The sequence below is a fragment of the Streptomyces sp. SAT1 genome, from assembly GCF_001654495.1.
Taxonomy (GTDB): Bacteria; Actinomycetota; Actinomycetes; order Streptomycetales; family Streptomycetaceae; genus Streptomyces; species Streptomyces andamanensis.
Window position 1 is genome coordinate 3,071,404 of the sequence record NZ_CP015849.1, and the last position, 20,293, is coordinate 3,091,696.

17 protein-coding genes are annotated in these 20,293 nt (G+C 73.6%); 10 read left to right on the forward strand and 7 right to left on the reverse strand.

What is annotated here, in order from left to right:
- The first annotated feature begins 207 nt into the window (after positions 1-207).
- Positions 208-492: a hypothetical protein gene (locus tag A8713_RS13265; protein ID WP_159393092.1), complete on the forward strand. Its 285-nt coding sequence runs from the start codon at positions 208-210 to the stop codon at positions 490-492.
- Between the two features lie 43 nt (positions 493-535).
- Here A8713_RS13265 and A8713_RS13270 read toward each other — a convergent pair whose 3' ends face one another.
- Entirely contained in the window at positions 536-1,480 is a 945-nt protein-coding gene (locus A8713_RS13270) for an RNA polymerase sigma-70 factor (RefSeq protein WP_064533692.1), read from the reverse strand.
- 287 nt (positions 1,481-1,767) lie between these two features.
- Between A8713_RS13270 and A8713_RS33080 the strand changes: the two genes are divergently transcribed.
- The gene (locus A8713_RS33080) at positions 1,768-2,229 is read left to right on the forward strand and encodes a carboxymuconolactone decarboxylase family protein (protein WP_107440631.1); all 462 of its coding nucleotides are present in this window, start codon (positions 1,768-1,770) and stop codon (positions 2,227-2,229) included.
- 39 nt (positions 2,230-2,268) lie between these two features.
- On the opposite strand, the gene A8713_RS33085 is transcribed toward A8713_RS33080, so the two are convergent.
- From A8713_RS33085 to A8713_RS13295, 4 genes are all read right to left on the reverse strand, one after another.
- Positions 2,269-2,601, reverse strand: coding sequence for a hypothetical protein (locus A8713_RS33085; RefSeq protein WP_064533694.1), 333 nt, complete (start codon positions 2,599-2,601; stop codon positions 2,269-2,271).
- 62 nt (positions 2,602-2,663) lie between these two features.
- Positions 2,664-3,203, reverse strand: a complete 540-nt coding sequence (locus A8713_RS13285; protein ID WP_107440632.1) for a DUF7144 family membrane protein — start codon at positions 3,201-3,203, stop codon at positions 2,664-2,666.
- A gap of 127 nt (positions 3,204-3,330) precedes the next feature.
- Positions 3,331-5,424, reverse strand: a complete 2,094-nt coding sequence (locus A8713_RS13290; protein WP_064533695.1) for a restriction endonuclease — start codon at positions 5,422-5,424, stop codon at positions 3,331-3,333.
- Between the two features lie 171 nt (positions 5,425-5,595).
- Entirely contained in the window at positions 5,596-6,804 is a 1,209-nt protein-coding gene (locus tag A8713_RS13295; protein ID WP_064533696.1) for a hypothetical protein, read from the reverse strand.
- 82 nt (positions 6,805-6,886) lie between these two features.
- Here A8713_RS13295 and A8713_RS13300 point away from each other — a divergent pair, with 82 nt between their 5' ends.
- The 3 genes from A8713_RS13300 to A8713_RS13310 all read left to right on the forward strand — a co-directional run bounded on the left by A8713_RS13300 (position 6,887) and on the right by A8713_RS13310 (position 9,769).
- Positions 6,887-7,894, forward strand: a complete 1,008-nt coding sequence (locus tag A8713_RS13300) for an ArsR/SmtB family transcription factor (RefSeq protein ID WP_064537490.1) — start codon at positions 6,887-6,889, stop codon at positions 7,892-7,894.
- Positions 7,895-8,278: 384 nt separating this feature from the next.
- Positions 8,279-8,800, forward strand: a complete 522-nt coding sequence (locus A8713_RS13305; RefSeq protein WP_064533697.1) for a glutathione peroxidase — start codon at positions 8,279-8,281, stop codon at positions 8,798-8,800.
- Between the two features lie 66 nt (positions 8,801-8,866).
- Complete coding sequence (locus tag A8713_RS13310) at positions 8,867-9,769, forward strand: MerR family transcriptional regulator (protein WP_443069716.1); 903 nt, start codon at positions 8,867-8,869, stop codon at positions 9,767-9,769.
- A gap of 122 nt (positions 9,770-9,891) precedes the next feature.
- Here the strand turns inward: A8713_RS13310 and A8713_RS13315 are convergent, their stop codons facing one another.
- Together A8713_RS13315 and A8713_RS13320 are read right to left on the reverse strand one after the other, a co-directional pair.
- Positions 9,892-11,796 carry a hypothetical protein gene (locus A8713_RS13315; protein WP_064533699.1) on the reverse strand — a complete coding sequence of 635 codons (1,905 nt, stop codon included), beginning with the start codon at positions 11,794-11,796 and terminating at the stop codon, positions 9,892-9,894.
- 168 nt (positions 11,797-11,964) lie between these two features.
- The gene (locus A8713_RS13320; RefSeq protein WP_079158949.1) at positions 11,965-13,998 is read right to left on the reverse strand and encodes a D-alanyl-D-alanine carboxypeptidase; all 2,034 of its coding nucleotides are present in this window, start codon (positions 13,996-13,998) and stop codon (positions 11,965-11,967) included.
- Between the two features lie 514 nt (positions 13,999-14,512).
- Here A8713_RS13320 and A8713_RS13325 point away from each other — a divergent pair.
- The 5 genes from A8713_RS13325 to A8713_RS13345 all read left to right on the forward strand — a co-directional run bounded on the left by A8713_RS13325 (position 14,513) and on the right by A8713_RS13345 (position 20,273).
- Positions 14,513-15,274, forward strand: a complete 762-nt coding sequence (locus tag A8713_RS13325; RefSeq protein WP_064533701.1) for a GOLPH3/VPS74 family protein — start codon at positions 14,513-14,515, stop codon at positions 15,272-15,274.
- 459 nt (positions 15,275-15,733) lie between these two features.
- Positions 15,734-16,591 (forward strand): helix-turn-helix domain-containing protein, encoded by an 858-nt coding sequence (locus tag A8713_RS13330; protein WP_064533702.1) that lies wholly within the window; start codon positions 15,734-15,736, stop codon positions 16,589-16,591.
- 214 nt (positions 16,592-16,805) lie between these two features.
- Positions 16,806-16,997, forward strand: coding sequence for a DUF397 domain-containing protein (locus A8713_RS32200; RefSeq protein WP_079158950.1), 192 nt, complete (start codon positions 16,806-16,808; stop codon positions 16,995-16,997).
- A gap of 412 nt (positions 16,998-17,409) precedes the next feature.
- Positions 17,410-18,987 carry a sodium:solute symporter family protein gene (locus tag A8713_RS13340; RefSeq protein ID WP_064533704.1) on the forward strand — a complete coding sequence of 526 codons (1,578 nt, stop codon included), beginning with the start codon at positions 17,410-17,412 and terminating at the stop codon, positions 18,985-18,987.
- A gap of 158 nt (positions 18,988-19,145) precedes the next feature.
- Entirely contained in the window at positions 19,146-20,273 is a 1,128-nt protein-coding gene (locus A8713_RS13345) for an ADP-ribosylglycohydrolase family protein (protein WP_064533705.1), read from the forward strand.
- The last annotated feature ends 20 nt before the right edge of the window (positions 20,274-20,293 follow it).

Genomic DNA, 20,293 nt, shown 5'->3' on the forward strand with positions numbered 1-20,293 from the left:
CGACGCAAGGACACGCGCCGGGGCGTGAGCGTCGGCGTCGTACGCCGACCGTGCAGGGGGAGGGCGCGACCGGCCGGCATGTGTCGACCGCACCGCGACCACCGGTCCGGGCACGTCGGCCGCGCCGGTACCCCGGAGGCACCGACGCCGTGCGGCTTCCGGTACGGCAGTAGCCTCGCGGAGCCCCCGGAGGGTTGAATGATCAACATGGCCTCGCATCCTTACGACCCCGTCCAGCAACTCCAGACCAGCGCGCTCACCTTGCTCTTCGGTCTGTTGCTCATCAGTGCCGGGCGGATGCTCCGGAAGAACGGCCGGCTGCCGTGGCCCCTGGATCTCGGGCAGAAGGTCTCGGGCTCGCTGACGCCCAGGGAAGGCAGGAGCGCGGGGGTCGTCAGGCTCGGTACCGGACTGGTCGTCGCGGGAGGATTCTTCCTTTTCGGCACGGTGTGCCTGGTGAGTGGCGCGATGGGGTTCACCGGGCCCCGGTGACGCGGCGGGACGTCCGGGGTGTCCGGAGCGGCCGGCTCCCGTCTCAGCGGCCCACCCCCGCCTCCCGCTCCACCCGCCGGAGTTTCTCCGGGTTGCGGATGTTGTAGACGGCGGTGATGCGGCCGTCGGTGAGGTGGAGGGAGAGGACCGCTTCGATCTCGTCGTCGCGGCGGACGAGCAGGGCCGGGGCCGCGTTGATGTGCAGGGGCTCGGCCGACCGGCCGGCGAGGTGGGTGGACCAGCCGGTGGTCAGGAGGCGGAGCAGGTTGTCGATGCCCACCACGGGGTACGGCAGGGCCTGCCGGATTCCGCCGCCGTCGCTCAGGAGGACGACGTCCGGGGCCAGGACGTCGACCAGGCCCTGCAAGTCGCCCGTCGTGATGGCGCGTTGGAAGGCGCGCAGGGCTCGCTGCGCCTCGTCCGGGGACGGGGTGGCGCGGGGGCGGCGGGCGGTGACGTGGGAGCGGGCGCGGTGGGCGATCTGGCGGACCGCGGCGGGGGTCTTGCCGACGGCTTCCGCGATCTCGTCGTAGTCGAGGGCGAACACCTCGCGCAGCACGAAGACCGCACGTTCGGCCGGGCCCAGCGTCTCCAGGACCAGCAGCATCGCCATCGAGACGCTGTCGGCCAGCTCGATGTCGTCGGCCACGTCGGGTGCGGTCAGCAGCGGCTCGGGGAGCCAGGGGCCGACGTAGGACTCCTTGCGCCGCTGGAGGGTGCGCAGCCGTTTCAGGGCCTGGCGGGTGACGATGCGCACCAGGTAGGAGCGGTGCTCGCGGACGGCGCCGAGGTCCACCGCCGACCAGCGCAGCCAGGTCTCCTGGAGGACGTCCTCGGCGTCGGCCGCCGAGCCGAGCATCTCGTAGGCGACCGTGAAGAGCAGGTTGCGGTGGGTGACGTAGGCGTCGGTGGCGGGGTCCGGGGCGGCGGCCGGCCGCTCCGGGTGGCGCCTCGGGTCCGGTCTCGGCTGTCGTGCCGGGCTCGTCATGGCTCGTTCCCCCTCCGGCCGGTGTTCCGGCGGCTGGTCGCGGGTGTGCTCCTGCCCGCATACGATCCCGGGCCGGCGCTCCGCGTGACGCGGACTGACGGTGATGCACGTCACAGCCGCCCCGCTGTCACAGCAGGGGTGCGGGCGGGATCTCTTGCCCGTCAGGACGCCGCGCCGATCCCCCGGGGCGGCGCCCCAGCCTCACCCCACGAAGGGACGGACCACCCATGTCCACATCTCCTACGGCCTCTTCGCCGTCCACGGCCTCACGTGAGCGCCGGTCGCGCATGCCCGACCCGCTGCCGCTCGTACCGGAGCTGGCCGGGATCGCCGCCGAGCTGAACAAGACGCTGCGGGACGGGCCGGTTCCACAGACCACCGTCCATCTGCTGCACCTGCGCGCCGGACAGCTCGTCGGCAGTACGTACTTCACCGTCGGGCAGACCGGCGCCCTCCGTGCGGCCGGGGAGTCCGAGGAGCGCATCACCTCCGTGGCGACCTGGCGGGACGCCACCTGCTTCACCGACGCCGAGCGGATCGCGCTGGAGCTGGTGGAGGCCGTGCACACGCCGAACCCGTCCGGGGAGCGCGTCCCCGACGAGCTGTACGCCAGGGCGGCGGCCCTCTACGACCACCGGGCGCTGTGGATGCTCGTCATGGCCATCGCCCAGATCGGCTTCTTCACCCCGGCCGCGCTCATCGCCAAGCCGATCCCCGGCATGCCGCCCGGCCGGAACTACAGCGAGTAGCGCGAGCGCCGGGGCGCGGGCCCGTCCCGCACCCCGGCGTCACGTCCACAGCAGGTCCACCACGGCGCGGAGCCTCGCACGCCAGGTGAGGCTCCGTAGCGCCGCCATACGGGAAGGGAGCGGGTCCGGGTTCGGGTGCAGCCATGCGTACCGGCGGCTCGTGCCCGCGATGTCCCCGCTGCACGCGGCGGCCGCCAGGCCGGTCAGCGGCACGCCGAGTGCCGTCAGGAGCGCCGGCAGTATGCCGCCCTCCGCACCGACCACGACCTCACCGAGGAACAGCGCCCCGGCGACGACGCCCGCCAGGAGCCCGCGGGGCCACGTGCGGGAGGTCAGCCGGGCGGGCGTGAACGCCGGCACCGTGCCGAGCACCAGCCCCCTGCGGGCGGGCGCCCGGCCCCGGCATCCTCTTTCGCCGCGCCACGCGCCGCGCCTCACAGGGCGCGCGGTGTGCGGTGGGCGGTCAGGGCCCAGATCACCCAGGCGTCCAGGCCGATGGAGATCAGGGCCCACAGGGGCTGGTAGGGCAGCCAGAGGAAGTTGGCGATGAGGCTGAGGCAGGCCATGAAGACGCCGAGGACGCGGGCCCAGAGGGCGTCGGTGAGGAGGCCGAGGCCGGTGATCACGGCGATCAGGCCGACGACGACCAGGACCCAGCCCCAGGCCGTCAGGTTGAAGCGGTAGACGTAGTCGCCGATGCGCGTGTAGATGGTGTCGGACGCGATGGACGAGATGCCTTTGAGGATGTCCAGCAGGCCGCCCACCAGCAGCACCACCCCGGCGAAGACCGTCCCGCCGGCCACCCACGCGCTCGGCCGGCCCTCCCCGGCGCCTCCGCCGGTGCTGCCACCGGCGCCTCCCCCTGCGGTGCCCGCCGTCCCTGCCGGGCCCGCGGGGGAGCCGGGGGCGGCGGTGCGGTCTTGGGGGCGGTGGTGTCCCGGCTCACGGCCAGGAGTCGCCGGCTGCTCCGTCATGGTGTCGCCCTCCTGCGGTCGGATGCGTCCACCGTGGGCGGCGGCGGGACGCTCCACCAGCGGGGGACCGCCAGGCGGGTGAACGGCAGGAGCCGCGCCCGTGCGGTGCGCGGCCGGACCCGGCCGCCTACTCGACCTCGATGCCGTGGTCCTCGACCAGCTGGACCAGGCCGCCCGGGTAGCCCTTGCCGCCGAGGACGAAGTCCCAGTCGCCGCTGGCGCGGCGGCGGAAGGAGCCCAGGACGAGGGCGGTCTCGCCGGGGCGGCCGTCGGAGACGTCCAGGACGCCCAGCTCGGTCAGGGCCGGGTCCAGGAGCCGGATGCGGGCGTCGGTGAAACCTGTGAGGTCGGCGTGCGGGTCGGCCTCCGGGTCGACGGCGGCGACCAGGACGAGCCGGTCGGAGCGGGCCGGGAGGGCGTCGAAGGAGACCCTGATGGCCGCCTTGTCCGGGGGTGTGGCGGCGAGCGCGCCGACGGAGCCGTCGGGGGTGACCGGGTTGTTGTAGAAGACGAAGTGGTCGTCGTCGAGGACGCGGTTGCCGGTGCAGACCAGGGCGCACACGTCCAGGGCGACGTCGCCGGACCAGGACATGCCCAGGACGTTGTAGTCGTCGTGGTCGCCGGCGGGCGTGGCGGGGGCTCCGGGCGCGGGCGCGGCGGGCGGCCGGGACGCCGGGGCCGGGTTCCCGCGGGGGTCGCCGAGCCTGCCGCGCAGGCCGTGCCGGTGCAGCAGGTCGACGAGTTCGGTGCCGGAGACCAGTTCCAGCGGCTTGCCGCCCGCGAAGGTGTGCGAGCCGGGGCCGAACTTCGACGTGGTCACCAGGACGCCCTTGTTGGCGCCGGTGTCCTGGACGGTGCCGTACAGGTCGCGCACGGCCGTGGGCGGCACGGTGTTGCGGTACCGCTTCACCTGGACGACGATCTTGCCGCCGCGTATCGGTGCGGGGTCCAGCGCGTCGACGTCCACGCCGCCGTCGCCCGAGCGCTGGGTCGTCACGGCCTGCATGCCCATGGCGCGGAACAACTCGGCGACCAGGGACTCGAATGCGAGCGGGTCCATCGTGTAGAGGTCGGGTTCGTCGTCGCCGTCGCCGCCGTGGGTGACGACCCGGTCGCCGATGTCCTCCGGCCGTCTGCCCGGCCGTACGGCGGTGAGCTGGTCGGGCCGGGAGGTCAGCTGGCCCCGGAGCGCGTCGGTCAGACAGCTGACCGGGTCCACCTGGGCCAGGTGCAGCCCGCCGAACACCGGCCGCGGGGCCATGACGGTGGCGAGCGGGATGTGGCCCTGGCGTCCGGTGGCCGGGTCGTGGGCGTCCACGAAGCCGTTCAGCGCCACCGACTCCAGTGCGCCGAACTCGCTGTCCGCCGCGAAGAGTTCGTGCAGCACCAGCAGCATGCACTGGGCGACGATCTCCCGGTACAGCGTCCGGCACTGGGTCGCGGGCCGGGCGGTCTCCTTGTCCTCGTCGCTCGCGGCGACGTAGCGGACGGACCTGACCGCGGGGACGATGTCGTAGCCGGGCAGCTCCCAGTCCAGTACGAGCTGGCCCGCCGGTGCGTCGTACGCCGCCGAGAGCTGCCGGGGGAAGCCCTCGGGCCAGGCCGTGGAGGCGTAGAGCGCGGCGGAGAAGTACTCGACCACGGAGCGCGGGTCGCGCCGCCGCACCCCCTGGGTCACCTCGGTGATCCCGGCGTTGTGACGGCGCACCTCGGACAGCTGGGCGGCGGCCCACTGGTCGTACTCGCGCCGGTACGCCTCCAGTTGCTCCACCCGGCGGGCCTCGGCGGCCTGGGCCGCGTACCAGTCCTGCTCGAAGCGGGCGCGGGCGTCGGCCTCGGCCTGGGCGCGGCGGCCCGCCGTCCAGCCGCCCTGCGCCTGGTACTGGTGGGGCTGGGGCATGGTGACGGGCTGGGCGAGCTGTCCCGGGGCGAAGGGCCGCACGTCCTCGGCGCGCAGCAGCGAGGCGGCCGTGAAGGCGGGGGCGAGGCAGCCCTCGGCGAGCAGGCCCTGCAACGCGGCGACCTGCGCGTCCAGTTCGTCGGTACGCCGCCGGGCCTCCGCCTGCCGGTACTGGCGGTGGTCCTGGGCCGCCCGCCGCTGGTAGGCCTGCGCCTGCCGGGCCTGGTCCCTGCGGCGCCGGTCGTCGGCCTCGCGCTGGCGCTGCTGCTGCCGCTGCGCCTCGGCCCAGACCCCGACCAAACCCGTAGAGCGACGACTCATGCTCGAAGGCCCCCTCCCCAGGACACCGCGCGCGGCCAGGCACCACCGGTCACCCCCGCGACCGGCTCATCAGGCGACTCTATCCCGCGAGGCCGGGCGGCGACCCACCCCTGTATATCCGGGTTCGTGCGAGCGGGCCGCAAGAGGGCACACCTGGAAGGGAGTCGGCGGTCACGGTGCCGGGGCCGGGCGGGGGCGGCCGCCCGCCTGCGCCGGGGTGCGCCGGGCGGCCGCCGCCAGGGCCAGGGTCACCGCGGCGGACGCCGCCGCCATGGCCGTCATCGCGACCGCCGGTGAGGTGAACTGGGCCACCGAGCCCGCCAGCGCAGCGCTGACGCCCTGGAGGGTCAGCATGCCCGCCGAGTGCAGTCCGAGGGCGTGGCCGCTGAGCGCGGCCGGGGTCAGGGCCATCAGCCGCTCCTGCTGGACCAGGTTGGCGGCGAAACCGACGGAGGCGAGCGCGGCCAGGGCGGCGGCCAGCGGCAGCGGCGGGCGCAGCGCGAAGAGCAGATAGGGCGCGGACAGGAGCAGCAGCAGCGGTGTGGCCGCGCGGCGGCGCACGGCGGGCGGCAGCAGCCGGCCGACCGTGGCGTCCCCGGCCAGCATGCCCAGCGCCGCGCAGGCGAAGAGCGGCCCGGCCGCGTCGGGGGCGTAGGAGACGTACAGCGACTCGCAGCCGACGACGAGGCCGTTGGGCAGCCACAGGCCCAGGTAGGTCAGGCGGCGCGGGCGGTCGGACCACAGCAGGGCGTTGGTGCGCCAGGTCGCCGCGACGGACGGGCGGCCGGTGGCGCGGGGCGGGCGCCGGCTCAGGCCGAGGCGGACGACGAGGCACGCGACGGCGTAGAGGACGGCGGCCAGCAGCAGCGAGAAGCGCGGGGACAGCACGGCGACCAGGGCGCCGCCCACCGCGTACCCGACGATCTGGAGGAGGCCGCCCATCATGTTGAACAGCGACCGCCCGAGCAGATAGCCGGTGTCGCCGCCGCTCCGCAGGATCTCGTTCAGCAGGCCCCAGCGGACACCGCCGCCGAGCGAGGCGACCAGCCCCTGGACGAGGACGACGGCGAAGAGCGCGCCGAGCGGCAGTCCGGGCAGCGCGAGCACGGCCGTGGTGGCGGCGAAGACGAGCGTCACACCGGTCAGGGCCGAGCGCGGGGCCAGCCGGTCGGAGCCGGAGAGCAGCAGCGTCGCACCCAGCACCTGGGCGAGCGAGGGGCCGAACATGCTGACCGCCGACAGCAGCGGGGACCCGGTCGCCCGGTACACGAGGGTGCCCAGGGCCAGTCCGCTCATCGTCTGGGCGGCGGTCTGGGCCGCGGTGGACAGGAAGAGCGGGGTGAACTCCGGGGTGCGGAACAGGTCCTGGTAGTTGCGCATGCGCCGGAGTCTGGGGCGGTGCGGCGGCGGCCGGTATTGTTTCGCGCGGGTGCGAAACGTCTCGGGGAGGGTGGGCGGCTCCGTGGGCTGGTGGCAGGTCAACGCCGACACGCTCGCCGGGAGCCGGTTCCTCATCTCACCGCTGGCCGAGACGTTCGCGAGCCTGATCCTGCTGCACAAGGGCGCGGCCGGGCACACGGGTGGGCATCCGGGCGAGCGGGACTGGCTGCGCGTCCACCTGCCCGGCTACCGCGCGCTGCTGGCCGGGGACCCGGTCACCGCCGCGCTGGTACGGGCCGGTCTCGGCCGGGAGTGGATCGCCGACTTCCTCACGCCCACGCCCCGCGACGGGGAGTCCTTCGCCGAGGAGGTGGCGCGGGTGCGGGCCACCTGCCCGGCCGCCGCCCGCGCGCACCTGCGGACCGCGCTCGCCGGGCCCGTACCGGAGCTGCTGGAGCGGGACGACCTGCCCGAGCGGGCGGCGCGGCTGCTGGAGTACGTCTGGACGGAGACCGTACGGCCCGCCTGGGAACGGCGGCGGCGGATCCTCCAGGCCGACGTGGCGGCCCGGACCGCGCAGGCCGGCCGGGGCGGCTGGGCGGCGGTGCTGGACGGGCTGCGGCCGGGGACGCGGTGGCTGGGCGGGAGCCGCTTCCAGGTCAATCTGCACGAGTATCCGCCGCGGGAGATCTCCGGCGCCCAGCTCCTCTTCGTGCCCGTCACCCCGTACTGCGGCTGGGTGTCCTGGGAGGAGTCCGGACTGCGGTACGCCGTCGTCTACCCCTGCACGGGTGTGCTGGCCGGTTCGGCCGAGCGGCGGACGGCCGTGCCCGCCGCCCTCGGCGCGCTGCTGGGCGCCTCCCGGGCGCAGGTGCTCGTCCTGCTCGGCTCGCCGCTGAGCACGACCCAGCTGACCGCCGTGACCGGGCAGGCGCTGGGCTCCGTCGGCCGCCATCTGCGGGTGCTGCTGGACGCCGGGCTGGCCCAGCGCCACCGGGCGGGCCGGTCGGTGCTGTACACGCGCACGGCGGCGGGCCAGGTGCTCGTGGAGGCGGCTTCGGGGAGGACCGGGGCGGGCGCGGGGACGTGACGACGGGCGGGCGGGTGGCCCGGCGGGAGCGGCGGGGCCCGGTAGCCCGCAGGGGCGGGCGGGACCCGTAGCCGGTGGAAGAGGCGGGAGGCGAGGGGTGGGGCCGCCGCGGGATCGGGGCGGTCCCGGTCGGGCCGCCGCCGGGAGGGGCGGGGCCGTCCGCCTGAACGTACTGGGCCGCCGGGCGGGACGGGCCGGGAACGGGCCGGGCCAGCGCGCCACCGGGCCGGGAGCCGGACTCCGGACCTGGCGGGCCGGGACCCGGACCGGACCCGGACCGGACCCCGGGGCGTGGCGGGCCGGGGCCGGGGCCGGGGCCGGAAAGGTGTGGTGGGGCGGGACCGGGCGGGCCGGGTTCCGGGGGCAGGGCCTAGCATCCGACGCATGACCACTTCAGACAGCAACGGCGCCCTCTCCCCCACCTCTCCGCTCGGTGTGGAGATCGGCGCGCTCCAGGGCGGGGACGCGGACCTCGCGCAGTACGCGGGACGCGTGGTCCTCGTCGTGAACGTGGCGTCCAAGTGCGGGCTCACCCCGCAGTACGCCGGACTCGAGAAGCTCCACGAGCGGTACGGGGAGCAGGGCTTCACCGTGCTCGGGGTGCCCTGCAACCAGTTCATGGGGCAGGAGCCGGGCAGCGCCGAGGAGATCGCCGCGTTCTGCTCGGCGACGTACGGCGTCACCTTCCCGATGACCGAGAAGGCCGAGGTCAACGGGGACGGACGGCATCCGCTGTACGAGCGGCTGACCGGTTTCGCCGACGCCGAGGGGCACAGCGGGGACATCCGCTGGAACTTCGAGAAGTTCCTCGTCGGCCGGGACGGCGAGGTCGTCGCCCGGTTCTCCCCGCAGACCGAGCCGGACGCGCCCGAGCTGGTCGCGGCCGTCGAGGCGCGGCTCGGCTGAGCGCCCTTTGACCTTGCCCCTGGGGCAGGGGGCAGCGTCCTCGGCACCGGGCGGACAGGCCGCCCGGTGACGGAGGATGGCACGGTGGACGGGGAAGCCGGGGAAGCCGGGGAAGAAGAGGAACTGCTCACCATCGGCGCGTTCGCCGCGCGGGCCCGGCTGTCGGCCAAGGCGCTACGGCTGTACGACCGCCTGGGTCTGCTGGTGCCGGCGCAGGTCGACGAGGCCAGCGGCTACCGCTACTACCGCGCGTCGCAGACGGAGCGGGCCCGGCTGGTGGCGCTGCTGCGGCGGCTGGACATGCCGCTGGCGCGGGTGGCCGAGGTGCTCGCGGCGGCCGAGCTGGACGGGCCCGGCGCGGCCGGGCTGCTCACCGCGTACTGGGCGGACGTCGAGCGCCGGGTGGCCGGACAGCGGACCCTCGCCGACTACCTCCGTGGACGGCTGTCCGGGAGGAGCGAGGACATGTACGGGAAGTTCGCGGTCGAGACGGTCGAGGTGCCCGCGCAGGTGGTGATCACCGAGACCCGGCACACGCTGGTGGGCGAGCTGCCCGCGTGGATCGGGGCGTCGCTGGGCCCGCTGGAGGAAGCGGCGCGGGAGTGTGGCGGGGTGGCGGGACCGCCGTTCGTAGTCTACCACGCCGAGGTGTCCATGGAGAGCGACGGACCCGCCGAGTGCTGCGTCCCGGTCGCCGACGAGCGGGCCGCGCGCGCCTGGGCCGAGGCGCGGGGGCGGTCCTGGGACACGGCGGTGCGCGTCGAGCCCGTACGGCGGCTGGCGTACACCCGGATCACCAAGGCGCAGGTCGCCCACCCGCAGATCCAGACCGCCTTCGACGCCGTGGGACGGTGGATCACCGGGCAGGGGCTGGCGCCCGCCGGGCCCTGCCGCGAGGTGTACTTCGCCGACTGGGAGGCGGCCGGGCCCGAGGACCCGGTGTGCGACGTGGCCTTTCCGGTGAGGTGAGGTGATCCGGTGAGGTGAGCGCCGGGCCGCCGCGCCCGCCGGGACCGCCGGGCGCGGTGAGCGGCGTGGCGGTCCCGGCGGGCGCGGCGGTCAGCGGGTCCGGGCCGGTGCCGGGGGCCGGCTCACTTGCCGGGCTTCAGCTCGTCCGGGCACGGGGTGCCGCGGGGCAGGCGGTAGGGCGCCGCGAGGTGGTAGGTGCCCGTCTTCGGGGCGAGCAGGGTCGTCCACTTGTCGCCCCTGGCGTCCTGCGGGGTCTCCGCCAGACAGCCGTTGACGTTGTCGAACGTCTTCGGCGTGCCCTCCGTCCGGTGCTTGGACGCCTCCGTCTCCTGGGGCGCCTTGAGGCTCTTGCCGTGCTCGTCGACCAGGCTCAGCCAGGGCGAGTACGGGATGCGGATGAGGACCCGGCCGGGCTCGCGCACCTCGATGGTCAGCTCGCCCTGCTCGGCCCGGTCGACGACGGCGTTGGGCTCGGCGAGCGGCTTGGGGTCGGTGACCTTGAACAGCTGCCAGTTGGCGTCGCCCCAGACCTGGCTGAGGTAGGGCATGCCGCGCTGCACGAGCGCACGCTCGCGCTGCCCGCCGTCGCCGTCCGGCTCGCCCTTGGGCAGCACCACGTAGTGCACCGCCCAGCGCTGGAGCCAGTCGTGGTAGTTGGCCGAGTTGAGCGTGTCGTCGTAGAAGAGCGGGTTGCGCTCCATGTCGGCCTGGCGGTTCCAGCCGCGGGCGAGGTTGACGTACGGCGCCAGCGCGGACGCCTCGCGGTGCGAGCTGGCCGGGACGACCTCGACCCGGCCCTTCTGCGCGCCGGCCTTCTGCAACTGGTTGACCAGCGGGGCCAGCTCGCGCGACCAGGAGGCGGCGGGCGCGGTGTGCACGATGTCGTCCACCGACTTGAAGCCGATCCAGACGACGAAGCCGGTCAGCGCCAGCACGGTCGCGTACCACTTGCGCGAGCGCGGCACCGTGAACGGCAGCGCCGCCACCAGCGCCACCCCGGCGAACAGCATCGCCAGGCGGGTGATGTTGGAGCCGATCTGGGAGCTGATCACCCAGACCCCGACCACCGACAGGGCGTACACCCAGGAGGTGATCCGGACCGTCGTCCACTCCCGCGGGACGAGGACGGCCGCGAGGACGGCGTACAGCAGCGGCAGGGACGCCGAGCCGAAGCCCATCGGCTGGGTGCCGGAGAAGGGGAAGAGCAGCGCGGAGACGGCCACCACCACGGCCGGAGCCAGCCCGAGCGCCCAGGCGCCGGGGCGGCGCTTCTGGAGGAAGAGGGCGACCGCCACCAGGCCCACGAACAGGCCCGCCACCGGGGAGCCCATGGTGGCGAGCGCGGCCAGCGGCGCCGCGACCAGGGCCTTCGCCCAGCGCTTGCGGCGCCAGCGGTACGGCCAGCAGAAGACGGCGGCGACCGCGCCCAGCGCGAACATCGTGCCCAGGCCGAAGGTCACCCGGCCCGACAGCGCGTTGCACAGCAGTCCGAACACCCCGGCCAGCGCCGCCCACAGCGGGTTCCTGACCACGCGGCTGCGCAGGAGTATCAGGGTGAGCAGGCCCGCGGAGACCGTGCCCGCGATCATCATCGTCGTACGGACGCCGAGCAGGGACATCAGATACGGCGACACCATGCTGTAGGAGACCGCGTGCATCCCGCCGTACCAGGCGAGGTTGTACGCCGAGTCCGGGTGGCGGCCGACGAACTCGGCCCACGCGTCCTGCGCGGCGAGGTCGCCGCCGCTGTTGGCGAAGGTGAAGAACCAGACGATGTGCAGCACACCGGCCAGCACGGTGATCGAGAGGACGGGATGCCGGAGCATCCGCTCGCGCAGCGCCAGGACGGCACCTCGGGCGCGCGGCCACCGGGCCGCCCAGGCGAGTTCGTCCCCGCCGGCCCGCGCCGTGTCACCGTCCGCCCGCGTCCGGTCGCGCTCCGTGTCAGTGGCGCGCGAACCTATTCGCGGGCCTGCTCCCGGGCCCGGATCGGCGTCGTCGGCGCGTGTCGGCTCCGCTGTGGCCACCTGAAGGCACTCCCCGTGTCCCGTCCTCTGTTCGCGGCCTCGTCCCACGACCGGTGACGTGCCCGATTCGTGACGCTAGCACGCACCCCGCCGGGGAGCGCCCCGGGTGGGGCTCCCCGACGGGGTGCGCGGACCGCTGGTGCGGGCCCGGGTTCGGGCCCGCACCGGTCAGCTGATCCGGGTCAGCTTGGCCAGGAAGTCCGGCTCGCCGAGGTCCTGGCGGAGGGCGACCGGCACCTTGATCGCGCCGCCCGCACCGCCCTCGCCCACGGTGAGCGTGCCGACCTTGGTCCCGGCCTTCGCCGAGTGGGGCACCTGGTCGGCGGCGAAGGACAGCTTCACCCGCGAACCGGCCCAGCCGACCGCGGTGACGTCCTCGGTGACCACCACGGGGGTGTGGCCGCCGAGCTTGTCGTCCACGTACCCGACGACATCGCCCTTCTTGAGGATCTTCGCGGAGGTCAGGGCCTTCTTGGCGGCCTCCAGGGCCGTCTTGCTGACCTGGTTGACGGTCGTCAGGATCGGGTTCTTGCGCTGCCCCAGGATCGCGCCGACGACGGTGACCGTCTCCCCGCCGGTCTTCTTGCGGGCGGCGAAGAGCAGGTTGCCGCCGGCCGCGGTGGTGCTGCCGGTCTTGATGCCGATCGCGCCCATGCGGTACGGCAGCTCGTTCCAGTTGGGCCAGTTCTTGCCGGACGGGTCCGTCCAGCTGGCCGCGCTGGTGATGGCCACCAGCGCCGGGTTCTGCACGACCTGGTTGCCGAGCTTCACCTGGTCCTCGGCGGTGGAGACGGTGGTCTCCTTCAGACCGGAGGGGTCCGTGTACGTCGTGTTGCTCATGCCCAGTTCCTTGGCGGTGTCGTTCATCTTCTTGACGAACGCCGCCTCGGAACCCGCGTCCCAGCGCGCCAGCAGCCGCGCGATGTTGTTCGCGGACGGGATCATGACGGCGGACAGCGCCTGCTTCTCGGTGAGCGTCTGGCCGGCCTTGACCGTGTTGAGGGTGGACTCGTCCCCGGTCTTGTCGTAGCCGCCCTCCTTCTCCGCCTGCGGGTCGATCTTGATCTTCGGACCTTCCTGGCCCACCTTGAGCGGGTGGTCGCGCAGGATGATGTACGACGTCATGGTCTTGGCGACCGACCCGATGGCCACCGGCTTCTGGGCGCCGAACCGCCCCATCGCGCCGACGCCCTGCACGTCCATCCAGCCCTGGCCCTCGTCCGGCCACGGCAGGGACAGCGTGCCGCCGTCGAAGGCGTAGGTGTCCTTCGCGGTGAGGGCGAGGGCGGGCGCCGGAAGCGGGCGCAGAGCCTGTACGACCGCAAAGACGACCAGGAGCAGCAGGACCAGCGGGGTCCAGATCTTCACCCGGCGCATCGTCGTGCGCAGCGGGGTCTCCGGCGGCGGCGGAGTGTTCGTCAGCTCCGCCAGCAGGTCCAGCGGGGGCTTGGGCGGCAGCGGCTGCTGGGTGGTCCGCTCGAAGCCGGGCCGGGCGGCGGGCGTGGTGCGCGCGGTCGGCGCGGTGGGCTCCGCCTTCGGCACGGCCGGGGCGGCGGACTCCGGCTTGGGGGCGTCCAGGGGCTTGAGCGCGACGAACTTGCTGGTGCGCTCGGCCTCGGACTCCGCGGGCTTCGGGGCGGGCTTGGCGCTGCCCTTGCCCTCGCCGGGCTTCGGGGCGGCCTTCGCGCCGCCCTTCGCCGCATCCTTCGCCGCGCCGCCCAGCTTCAGCATGGTGGTGGGCTGGTCGACGGCGGGCCTGGGCTTCTTGAAGACGGCGGTGGGCCGGTCGACGGCGGGCTCGGCTTCGGCTTCGGAGGCTTCGGTCTCGGCGTCGACGCCGGCCTTCGGGGCCTCGGACCCCGGAGTCTCGGTCTCAGGGTCCTTGGGCTCGGCGGTCTTCGCCTTCGCCTTCGCCGCGGGCTCGGGGGCGTCGGCCGTCCCGGCGTCCGCCTTCGCGTCCGTCGCGGGCTTCTCGCCGTCCTCGGCGTCCCGGGCGTCCCGGGCTTCCTCCGCCGCCGGCTCCTCCGACTGCTTGGCGTCCTCGGCGGCGCCGCTCCTGCCGCCGCCCTCGCCCGCCTCCGGCGCTTCCGCCGGATCGTCCTCCGTCTCCGGCTCCGGCTTCGGATCCGGCTTCGGATCCGTCTCCGAGTCCGACTCCGTCACCAGATCCCGCACCGAGAACACCCGCGTGGCCGTGTCCACGCCACCGCGGCTCTCCGACGTAGACGTACCGGACCTGCCGGACGCACCGGATGTACCGGACGCTTCACCGGCCGCCGCACCGGACGCACCGGACTCCCCGCTCAGCGCGAGGCGCGGGTCGCGGGGATCCCGCGTCTCGCTCCTGGCCCCGGGAACCGGGCCCGCGCTCCCCGACGTCGGTTCTGCCGACGACTCGCGCTGCTTCGACCTGTCGGGGGACTCGCCCGCCACCGATGCCTCCTCATGTGCCGCACGCCCCGCGTGCCGCTACCGAACCGTGAACCGCCACCCGCACACAGCCGTACCGGCCGGCCGTACCAGCGGAGGTACCACCGCCTGTACCACCCGGTCGTACCGCTGTCCGAACCATGTACCAGTGTCCTGTGTGCGGACCAAACCCACGGGGAAGACGAGAACGACATACCTACTGGTTCCACTACGAAGCGGTCACGCACTCTCGACAGACCAATGTGAGAGGGGTCACCCTGTCGTACATCCACGCGGGGAGGCATGGATGGGCAGGAGCCGCAGAACACTTCCGGAGGAGCTTCTGCTGCTGGCACTGGACCCGACCACGGGTACCACTGCGCAGCCGCAGTCGCTCGACCTGGGTCTGGCCGGGGCACAGCTAGTGGAGCTGGCGCTGGCCGGACGGATAGCCCCAGACGGGGATCGTATCGCCGTGGTGGTGCCACGGCCGACAGGAGATCCGACACTGGACTGCGCGTTGGAGTTGCTGCGGAGGCGCGGCGCTCCGGTACGGGCCGTCCACTGGATCGGCGGGCCGCGTCTCGGGCTCCGCCAGACCTATCTCTCGCACCTGGAGCGGTGCGGCATGGTGCATGCCGTGGCCGGCCAGATGTGCGGGGTGCTGCCGACGACTCGCTACCAGGCGACGGACAACGCGATCAGCCGGGAGATCAAGGCCCGGCTCGACTCCGCGATCCGCACCGGCGTACCGCCGGACCCGCGGACCGCGGCGCTCGCGGCGCTGGCCCACGCGGTCGGCCTCGGCAAGCACCTGTATCCGGGCAACGAGGGGCGTTCGTCCCGGTCCCGGCTGCGCGATCTGATCCGGCACGACCCCATGGGGGGTCTCGTCGCACACGCCGTGATGGACGTGCAGAACGGCGCGGCGGCCCAGCCCCGCCGCGGCCAGGCACCGGTCGCCAGGCAGGCCACCGCGGGCGGCAGGTCCGCTCCGGAACCGGCCCGCGGCGTTCCGATGCAGCCGCAGCACGGCGCCGGGGCCATGATGCGCGCGGTGGCGCACTGATCCGCCGCGGCGGCGCGGCAGCCGCCCCACCGCGAAGGCACCACGGCGCACCCTAGAAGCACCGCACCACCGCGGAACCGCAGAACCAACACACCACCGCACCACCGCGGAACCGACGCACCACCGCAGAACCGACGCACCACCGCGCCGCAGAACCACCGCACCACGCGCACGCCGTACAGGTCGTACGACCGTGCGGGCCGTGCGCACCGCACACGCCGCACACGCCCCAGCGCAGTCCCCAGACCCGGTTCGGGAGCCGCTGGTCCGGGCGGGGTGACGGAACCCGGGGGTCCGCCCCGGGGTTCCGGCGCCCCGCCCGGCCGCTCACCAGGGCCCCCGAACCGGCTTGCGGACGCCGCATATCCGGCGTTTCCCAGCGGCGGCAAGCCTCTTGGTGGCAATCTGCTCAGCAGCAGATACGCAAAGTAGAGGCATGCAGCCGGAGGTGCGCGTCCCGTGGCGTCCAATGTCAATCCCACCGTCAGGCGGCGCCGGCTGGGCCAGGAGCTGCGCAGGCTCCGTGAGCTCAAGGGCATGACGGCGGAAGAGGTGGCGGAACGACTGCTCGTGTCGCAGTCGAAGATCAGCCGTCTGGAGAACGGACGGCGCAGCATCAGCCAGCGCGACGTCCGCGATCTGTGCGGGGTCTACGAGGTCGAGGACCACCGGATCGTCGACTCGCTGATGCAGATGGCCAAGGACTCGCGCCAGCAGGGCTGGTGGCACTCCTTCGGCGACATCCCGTACAGCGTGTACATCGGCCTGGAGACCGACGCGGCGAGTCTGCGGGTGTACGACCCGCAGGTGGTCCCGGGGCTGCTCCAGACCCGCCAGTACGCGGAGGCGCTGATCGCCGGCGCGCTGCCGGAGACGACGCCCGCGGACATCGAGAAGCGCGTCCAGGTGCGGATGCGCAGACAGGAGCGCATCGCGGCCGCCGAGAACCCGCTGCGGCTGTGGACGGTCCTGGACGAGGCCGCGCTGCGCCGGGTCGTCGGCGGTCCGGCGCTGATGCGGGAACAGTTGGAGCACCTGGTCGAGCAGTCGCGGCTGCCGCACGTGACCGTGCAGGTGATCCCCTTCGGGATGGGCGCGCATCCGGGTCTGAACGGCCAGTACGCCATCCTGGAGTTCCCGGACACGGCGGACTCCAGCGTGGTCTACATCGAGGGCGTGACCAGCGACCTGTATCTGGAGAAGGCCAACGACGTGCAGAAGTACAGCGTGATGTACGAGCACCTGCGCGCGCAGGCCCTCAACGTGGAGCAGTCGCGGGAGTTCATCGAGAAGGTCGCGAAGGACTACGCACGCTGAGAGGCGGGCACGGTACACCGTCAACAGCCGTAGACGGAAGAGCTGTTGGAATATGCCATCCGGTCGAGTGAACGGCTCCTTCACCCGGCGAGCCCGGCGAGTAGCGTCGATCACGCCATCGAGCAACACCGTTGGCGCAGACCGCGCTGTGGGTTCCCCGAACGCGTCGTGCGGTGTCAGCCATTCAACCCCTCACTCGCAATCCGGAGCAGAAATGGCAATTCGTCAGGGTGCCACGGCGAAGTGGACCAAGTCCTCGTACTCCACGGGCAACGGCGCGTGCGTCGAGGTCAAGTCACCGGTCGTCGCGGCCATGGCGGTCCGGGACTCCAAGGTCCCCGGGGGCCCGGCGCTCGGCTTCCGCGCCGACGCGTGGAACTCCTTCGTGGCGTCGGTCAAGTCCTGAGGCAGGGACCTCAAGTCCTGAGGCAGGGACCTCCGCCGGGGCCCTCCCGTTCCTCACCCGGCACACCGCACCACAACTGAAGAGCGCACAGCAGGCGCGCACGGCAGCCCCGTGAGCGCCGCCCACAGAAGCCCTCTCGGCCGGTCCGCCGTCCTTGCCGAGGGGGCTTCGCCATGCCCGGACCGGCCTCCTCCGGGGCATCGCGCCACCACCCATGAGTGTTCATATAGGTGAACCAAGGTCAGCAAGCCGAACCTTTTTACTCCGTCTTGACCTTCCGCTTTCTTGTCGTGCCCATGCGGGCGATCCCACGATGAGCGGGCACTTCGCGCCCTTCCTCGCCCCTCCCCCGTTCAGGCGAAGTGCCCACCTGCTGAGCGGAGTTCACAAGGCGGACCCTGGAAGGGGGCACATGAACAGTCTCGACTGGGCCGTGCTCATCGGCTACTTCGGTGTGATGGTGGCGATCGGCCTCTGGTCGCACCGGCGGGTGGGCGACGTGAGCGACTTCTTCACCGCGGGCGGGCGCATGCCCTGGTGGCTGTCCGGCATCTCGCACCACATGTCGGGTTACAGCGCGGTGCTGTTCACCGGGTACGCGGGGATCTCCTACACCTACGGCGTCACCTCCTTCGTCACCTGGTCGTTACCCATCGCCCTGGGCATCGCCATCGGCTCGAAGCTGTTCGCGCCGCGCGTCAACCGGATGCGCTCGCGCCTGCACGTGGCCTCGCCGCTGGAGTATCTGAAGAACCGCTACAACCTCCCCACGCAGCAGGCGCTCGCCTGGTCCGGCATGCTGCTGAAGATCGTGGACGTGGGCGCCAAGTGGGCGGCGATCGCGACCCTGCTGTCCGTCTTCACCGGGATCAGCCTCGACCAGGGCATCCTCATCACCGGGGCGATCACCGCCGTCTACTGCACGATCGGCGGCCTGTGGGCGGACGCGCTCACCGAACTGGGGCAGTTCGTCATCCAGTTGCTCGCCGGTGTCTCCATGTTCGTGGCCGTCGTCCTCAAGCTGGACGACAAGGGCATCGGCTTCCTCGGCGCCTGGGACGAGCCCGCCCTGCACGGCCACGGCAAGCCGCTGGTCAGCCCGTACGGCACGGTGTTCCTGCTGGCCTTCCTGTTCATCAAGCTCTTCGAGTACAACGGCGGCATGCTCAACCAGGCCCAGCGCTACATGGCCACGAGCAGCGCCCGCCAGGCCGAGCGCTCGGCGCGCCTGTCCGCCGCGCTGTGGCTCGTCTGGCCGGCGGTCCTCTTCTTCCCCATGTGGATGTCGCCGCTGCTGGTGCACGCCGCCAAGCCCGACGGCTCCGACTCCTACGCCCTGATGACCGAACAGCTCCTGCCGCACGGGCTGCTGGGCCTGGTCGTCGTCGGCTTCTTCTCCCACACGATGGCCATGTGCTCCTCGGACGCCAACGCGATCGCCGCCGTCTTCACCCGGGACGTGGCACCGGTGCTGTCGCGGCGGGCGCGGGCGTGGGGCACGCGCGGCGCGCTGGTGGCCGCCCGGGTGACGACCGTCGTCTTCCTCGGCCTGTCCATGGCGGTGGCGACCCAGGTCGAGTCCCCCGCCTTCAAGGACATCATCACGGTCGTCATCAAGTGGGTCGCCGGTCTCATGGGCCCGATCGCCATCCCGATGATGCTGGGCCTGCTCCGCCCCTTCCGCCGCTCCGGACCGACCGCCGCGCTCACCAGCTGGGCGCTGGGCCTGCTGGCGTTCTGGCTGGTGAACTACCCGGTCGACGCGCATGTCGACGGCGGCGTACCGCTCCAGTACCAGGTGTCGATCCCGCTCGCGGTCTCCCTGGTCCTGTACGTCGTCATCGGCTACGTCCGCCCGGAGGACACCCCCGAACGGCTCGCCGTCATCGAGCGGGTCAACACCGACGGGGACGGCGACGGCGCCTCCTCGGCGGCTGTGCCGGCCCCGGCGGGCGCGGGCGACGACGTGGTGGGCACCCCGCCGTCGTGAGGGCCGCGCCGGGGCGGCGGACGGCTGCGGCGGCCCGCGGCCGCCCCGTCCCGGGCCCCGCCGTCCGGACCGCCCCCACAGAGCCCCTGAACACTCCGTTCCTGTTCGGCTACAGTGCCGAACGTCGTACGTGCGGACGGTGCCGTGAGGAGGTCTGGGTGGGTACGACGTCCGGGGTGGTCTGGGGGCGTGCCGAGCAGCAGGACTTCCGCAGCAGAGTGCGGGGCACCCTGCTCGGCGTGGGGCTGGGGGACGCGCTCGGGGCCCCGGTGGACGGGCTCGGTCTCGACGCGATCCGCGCGGCGCACGGCCCCGAGGGGATCGCGGACCTGGCCCCCGCGCACGGGCGGCCCGGCGGGATCACACACTTCACCCAGCTCACGCTGTTCACCGTGGACGGGCTGATCCGGGCGCAGGTGCGCCGCGACACCGGGGCCTGGCATCCGCCGACCGACCTGCACCGCGCGTATCTGCGCTGGGCGGCCACCCAGCGGGACTGGGGGCCCGACGAGCGCCGCGAGGACGACGGCTGGCTGGCCCGCGAGGAGTGGCTGTACGCCCGGCGGGAGCCGACGCGGGCGCTGCTCGGCGGGTTCGGCGACACCGTCATGGGGACCCCGGAGACGCCGAAGAACCCCGGGGAGACCGGTCCGGAGGCCGCCGCCCGGTCCGCGCCGTTCGGGCTGCTGGTCGGCTGGGAGCCCCAGTTGGTCGTGCAACTGGCCGTGGAGTGCGCCGCGCAGAGCCACGGTCATCCCTCGGCGTGGCTGGCGGCCGGCGCGTACGCCGTGATCGTGCACGCGCTGACCCGCGGGGACGCGCTGGACGCCGCGGTGCAGAAGGCGCTGGCGCTGCTCGCGGTGCGGCCGGGGCACGAGCCGGTGTCGGACGCCCTCCAGCACGCGCTGGGCGCGGTCCGCCAGGGCATGCCGGGCCCGGCGCGGGTGGCGGAACTGGCCGGCCGGGGCGCGGCGGAGGGTGTGCTCGCGGTCGCCGTGTACTGCGCGCTGGTCGGCGAGGACGTGCGGCACGGACTGTGCCTGGCGGTGAACCAGAGCGGCCCCTCGGGCGCGGCCGGCGCGCTCACCGGCGGGCTGCTCGGCGCCCTGCACGGCGAGACGGCCCTGCCGCCCGCCTGGCTGGCCGAACTGGAGGGCCGCCCCACCCTGCTGGTCCTCGCGGACGACTTCGCGATGGAGATGACCCAGGGCCCCGCCCTGCACGGCCCCGCCGGCTCGTCCCCGGCCTGGCTCGCCCGCTACCCGAGGGGGGCCGGGGCCGCGTAGGCGTACGCCGGTCTCGCGGG

Excerpts from the sequence above, each read along its gene's own strand:
- A8713_RS13295 (WP_064533696.1), bottom strand. The coding sequence starts at position 6,804 with ATGCGCAACTACCAGGACCTGTTCCGCACCCCGGAGTTCACCCCGCTC.
- A8713_RS13290 (WP_064533695.1), bottom strand. The coding sequence starts at position 5,424 with ATGAGTCGTCGCTCTACGGGTTTGGTCGGGGTCTGGGCCGAGGCGCAG.
- A8713_RS13285 (WP_107440632.1), bottom strand. The coding sequence starts at position 3,203 with ATGACGGAGCAGCCGGCGACTCCTGGCCGTGAGCCGGGACACCACCGC.
- A8713_RS13270 (WP_064533692.1), bottom strand. The coding sequence starts at position 1,480 with ATGACGAGCCCGGCACGACAGCCGAGACCGGACCCGAGGCGCCACCCG.
- A8713_RS13340 (WP_064533704.1), top strand. The coding sequence starts at position 17,410 with ATGAACAGTCTCGACTGGGCCGTGCTCATCGGCTACTTCGGTGTGATG.
- A8713_RS32200 (WP_079158950.1), top strand. The coding sequence starts at position 16,806 with ATGGCAATTCGTCAGGGTGCCACGGCGAAGTGGACCAAGTCCTCGTAC.
- A8713_RS13305 (WP_064533697.1), top strand. The coding sequence starts at position 8,279 with ATGACCACTTCAGACAGCAACGGCGCCCTCTCCCCCACCTCTCCGCTC.
- A8713_RS13325 (WP_064533701.1), top strand. The coding sequence starts at position 14,513 with ATGGGCAGGAGCCGCAGAACACTTCCGGAGGAGCTTCTGCTGCTGGCA.
- A8713_RS33080 (WP_107440631.1), top strand. The coding sequence starts at position 1,768 with ATGCCCGACCCGCTGCCGCTCGTACCGGAGCTGGCCGGGATCGCCGCC.
- A8713_RS13265 (WP_159393092.1), top strand. The coding sequence starts at position 208 with ATGGCCTCGCATCCTTACGACCCCGTCCAGCAACTCCAGACCAGCGCG.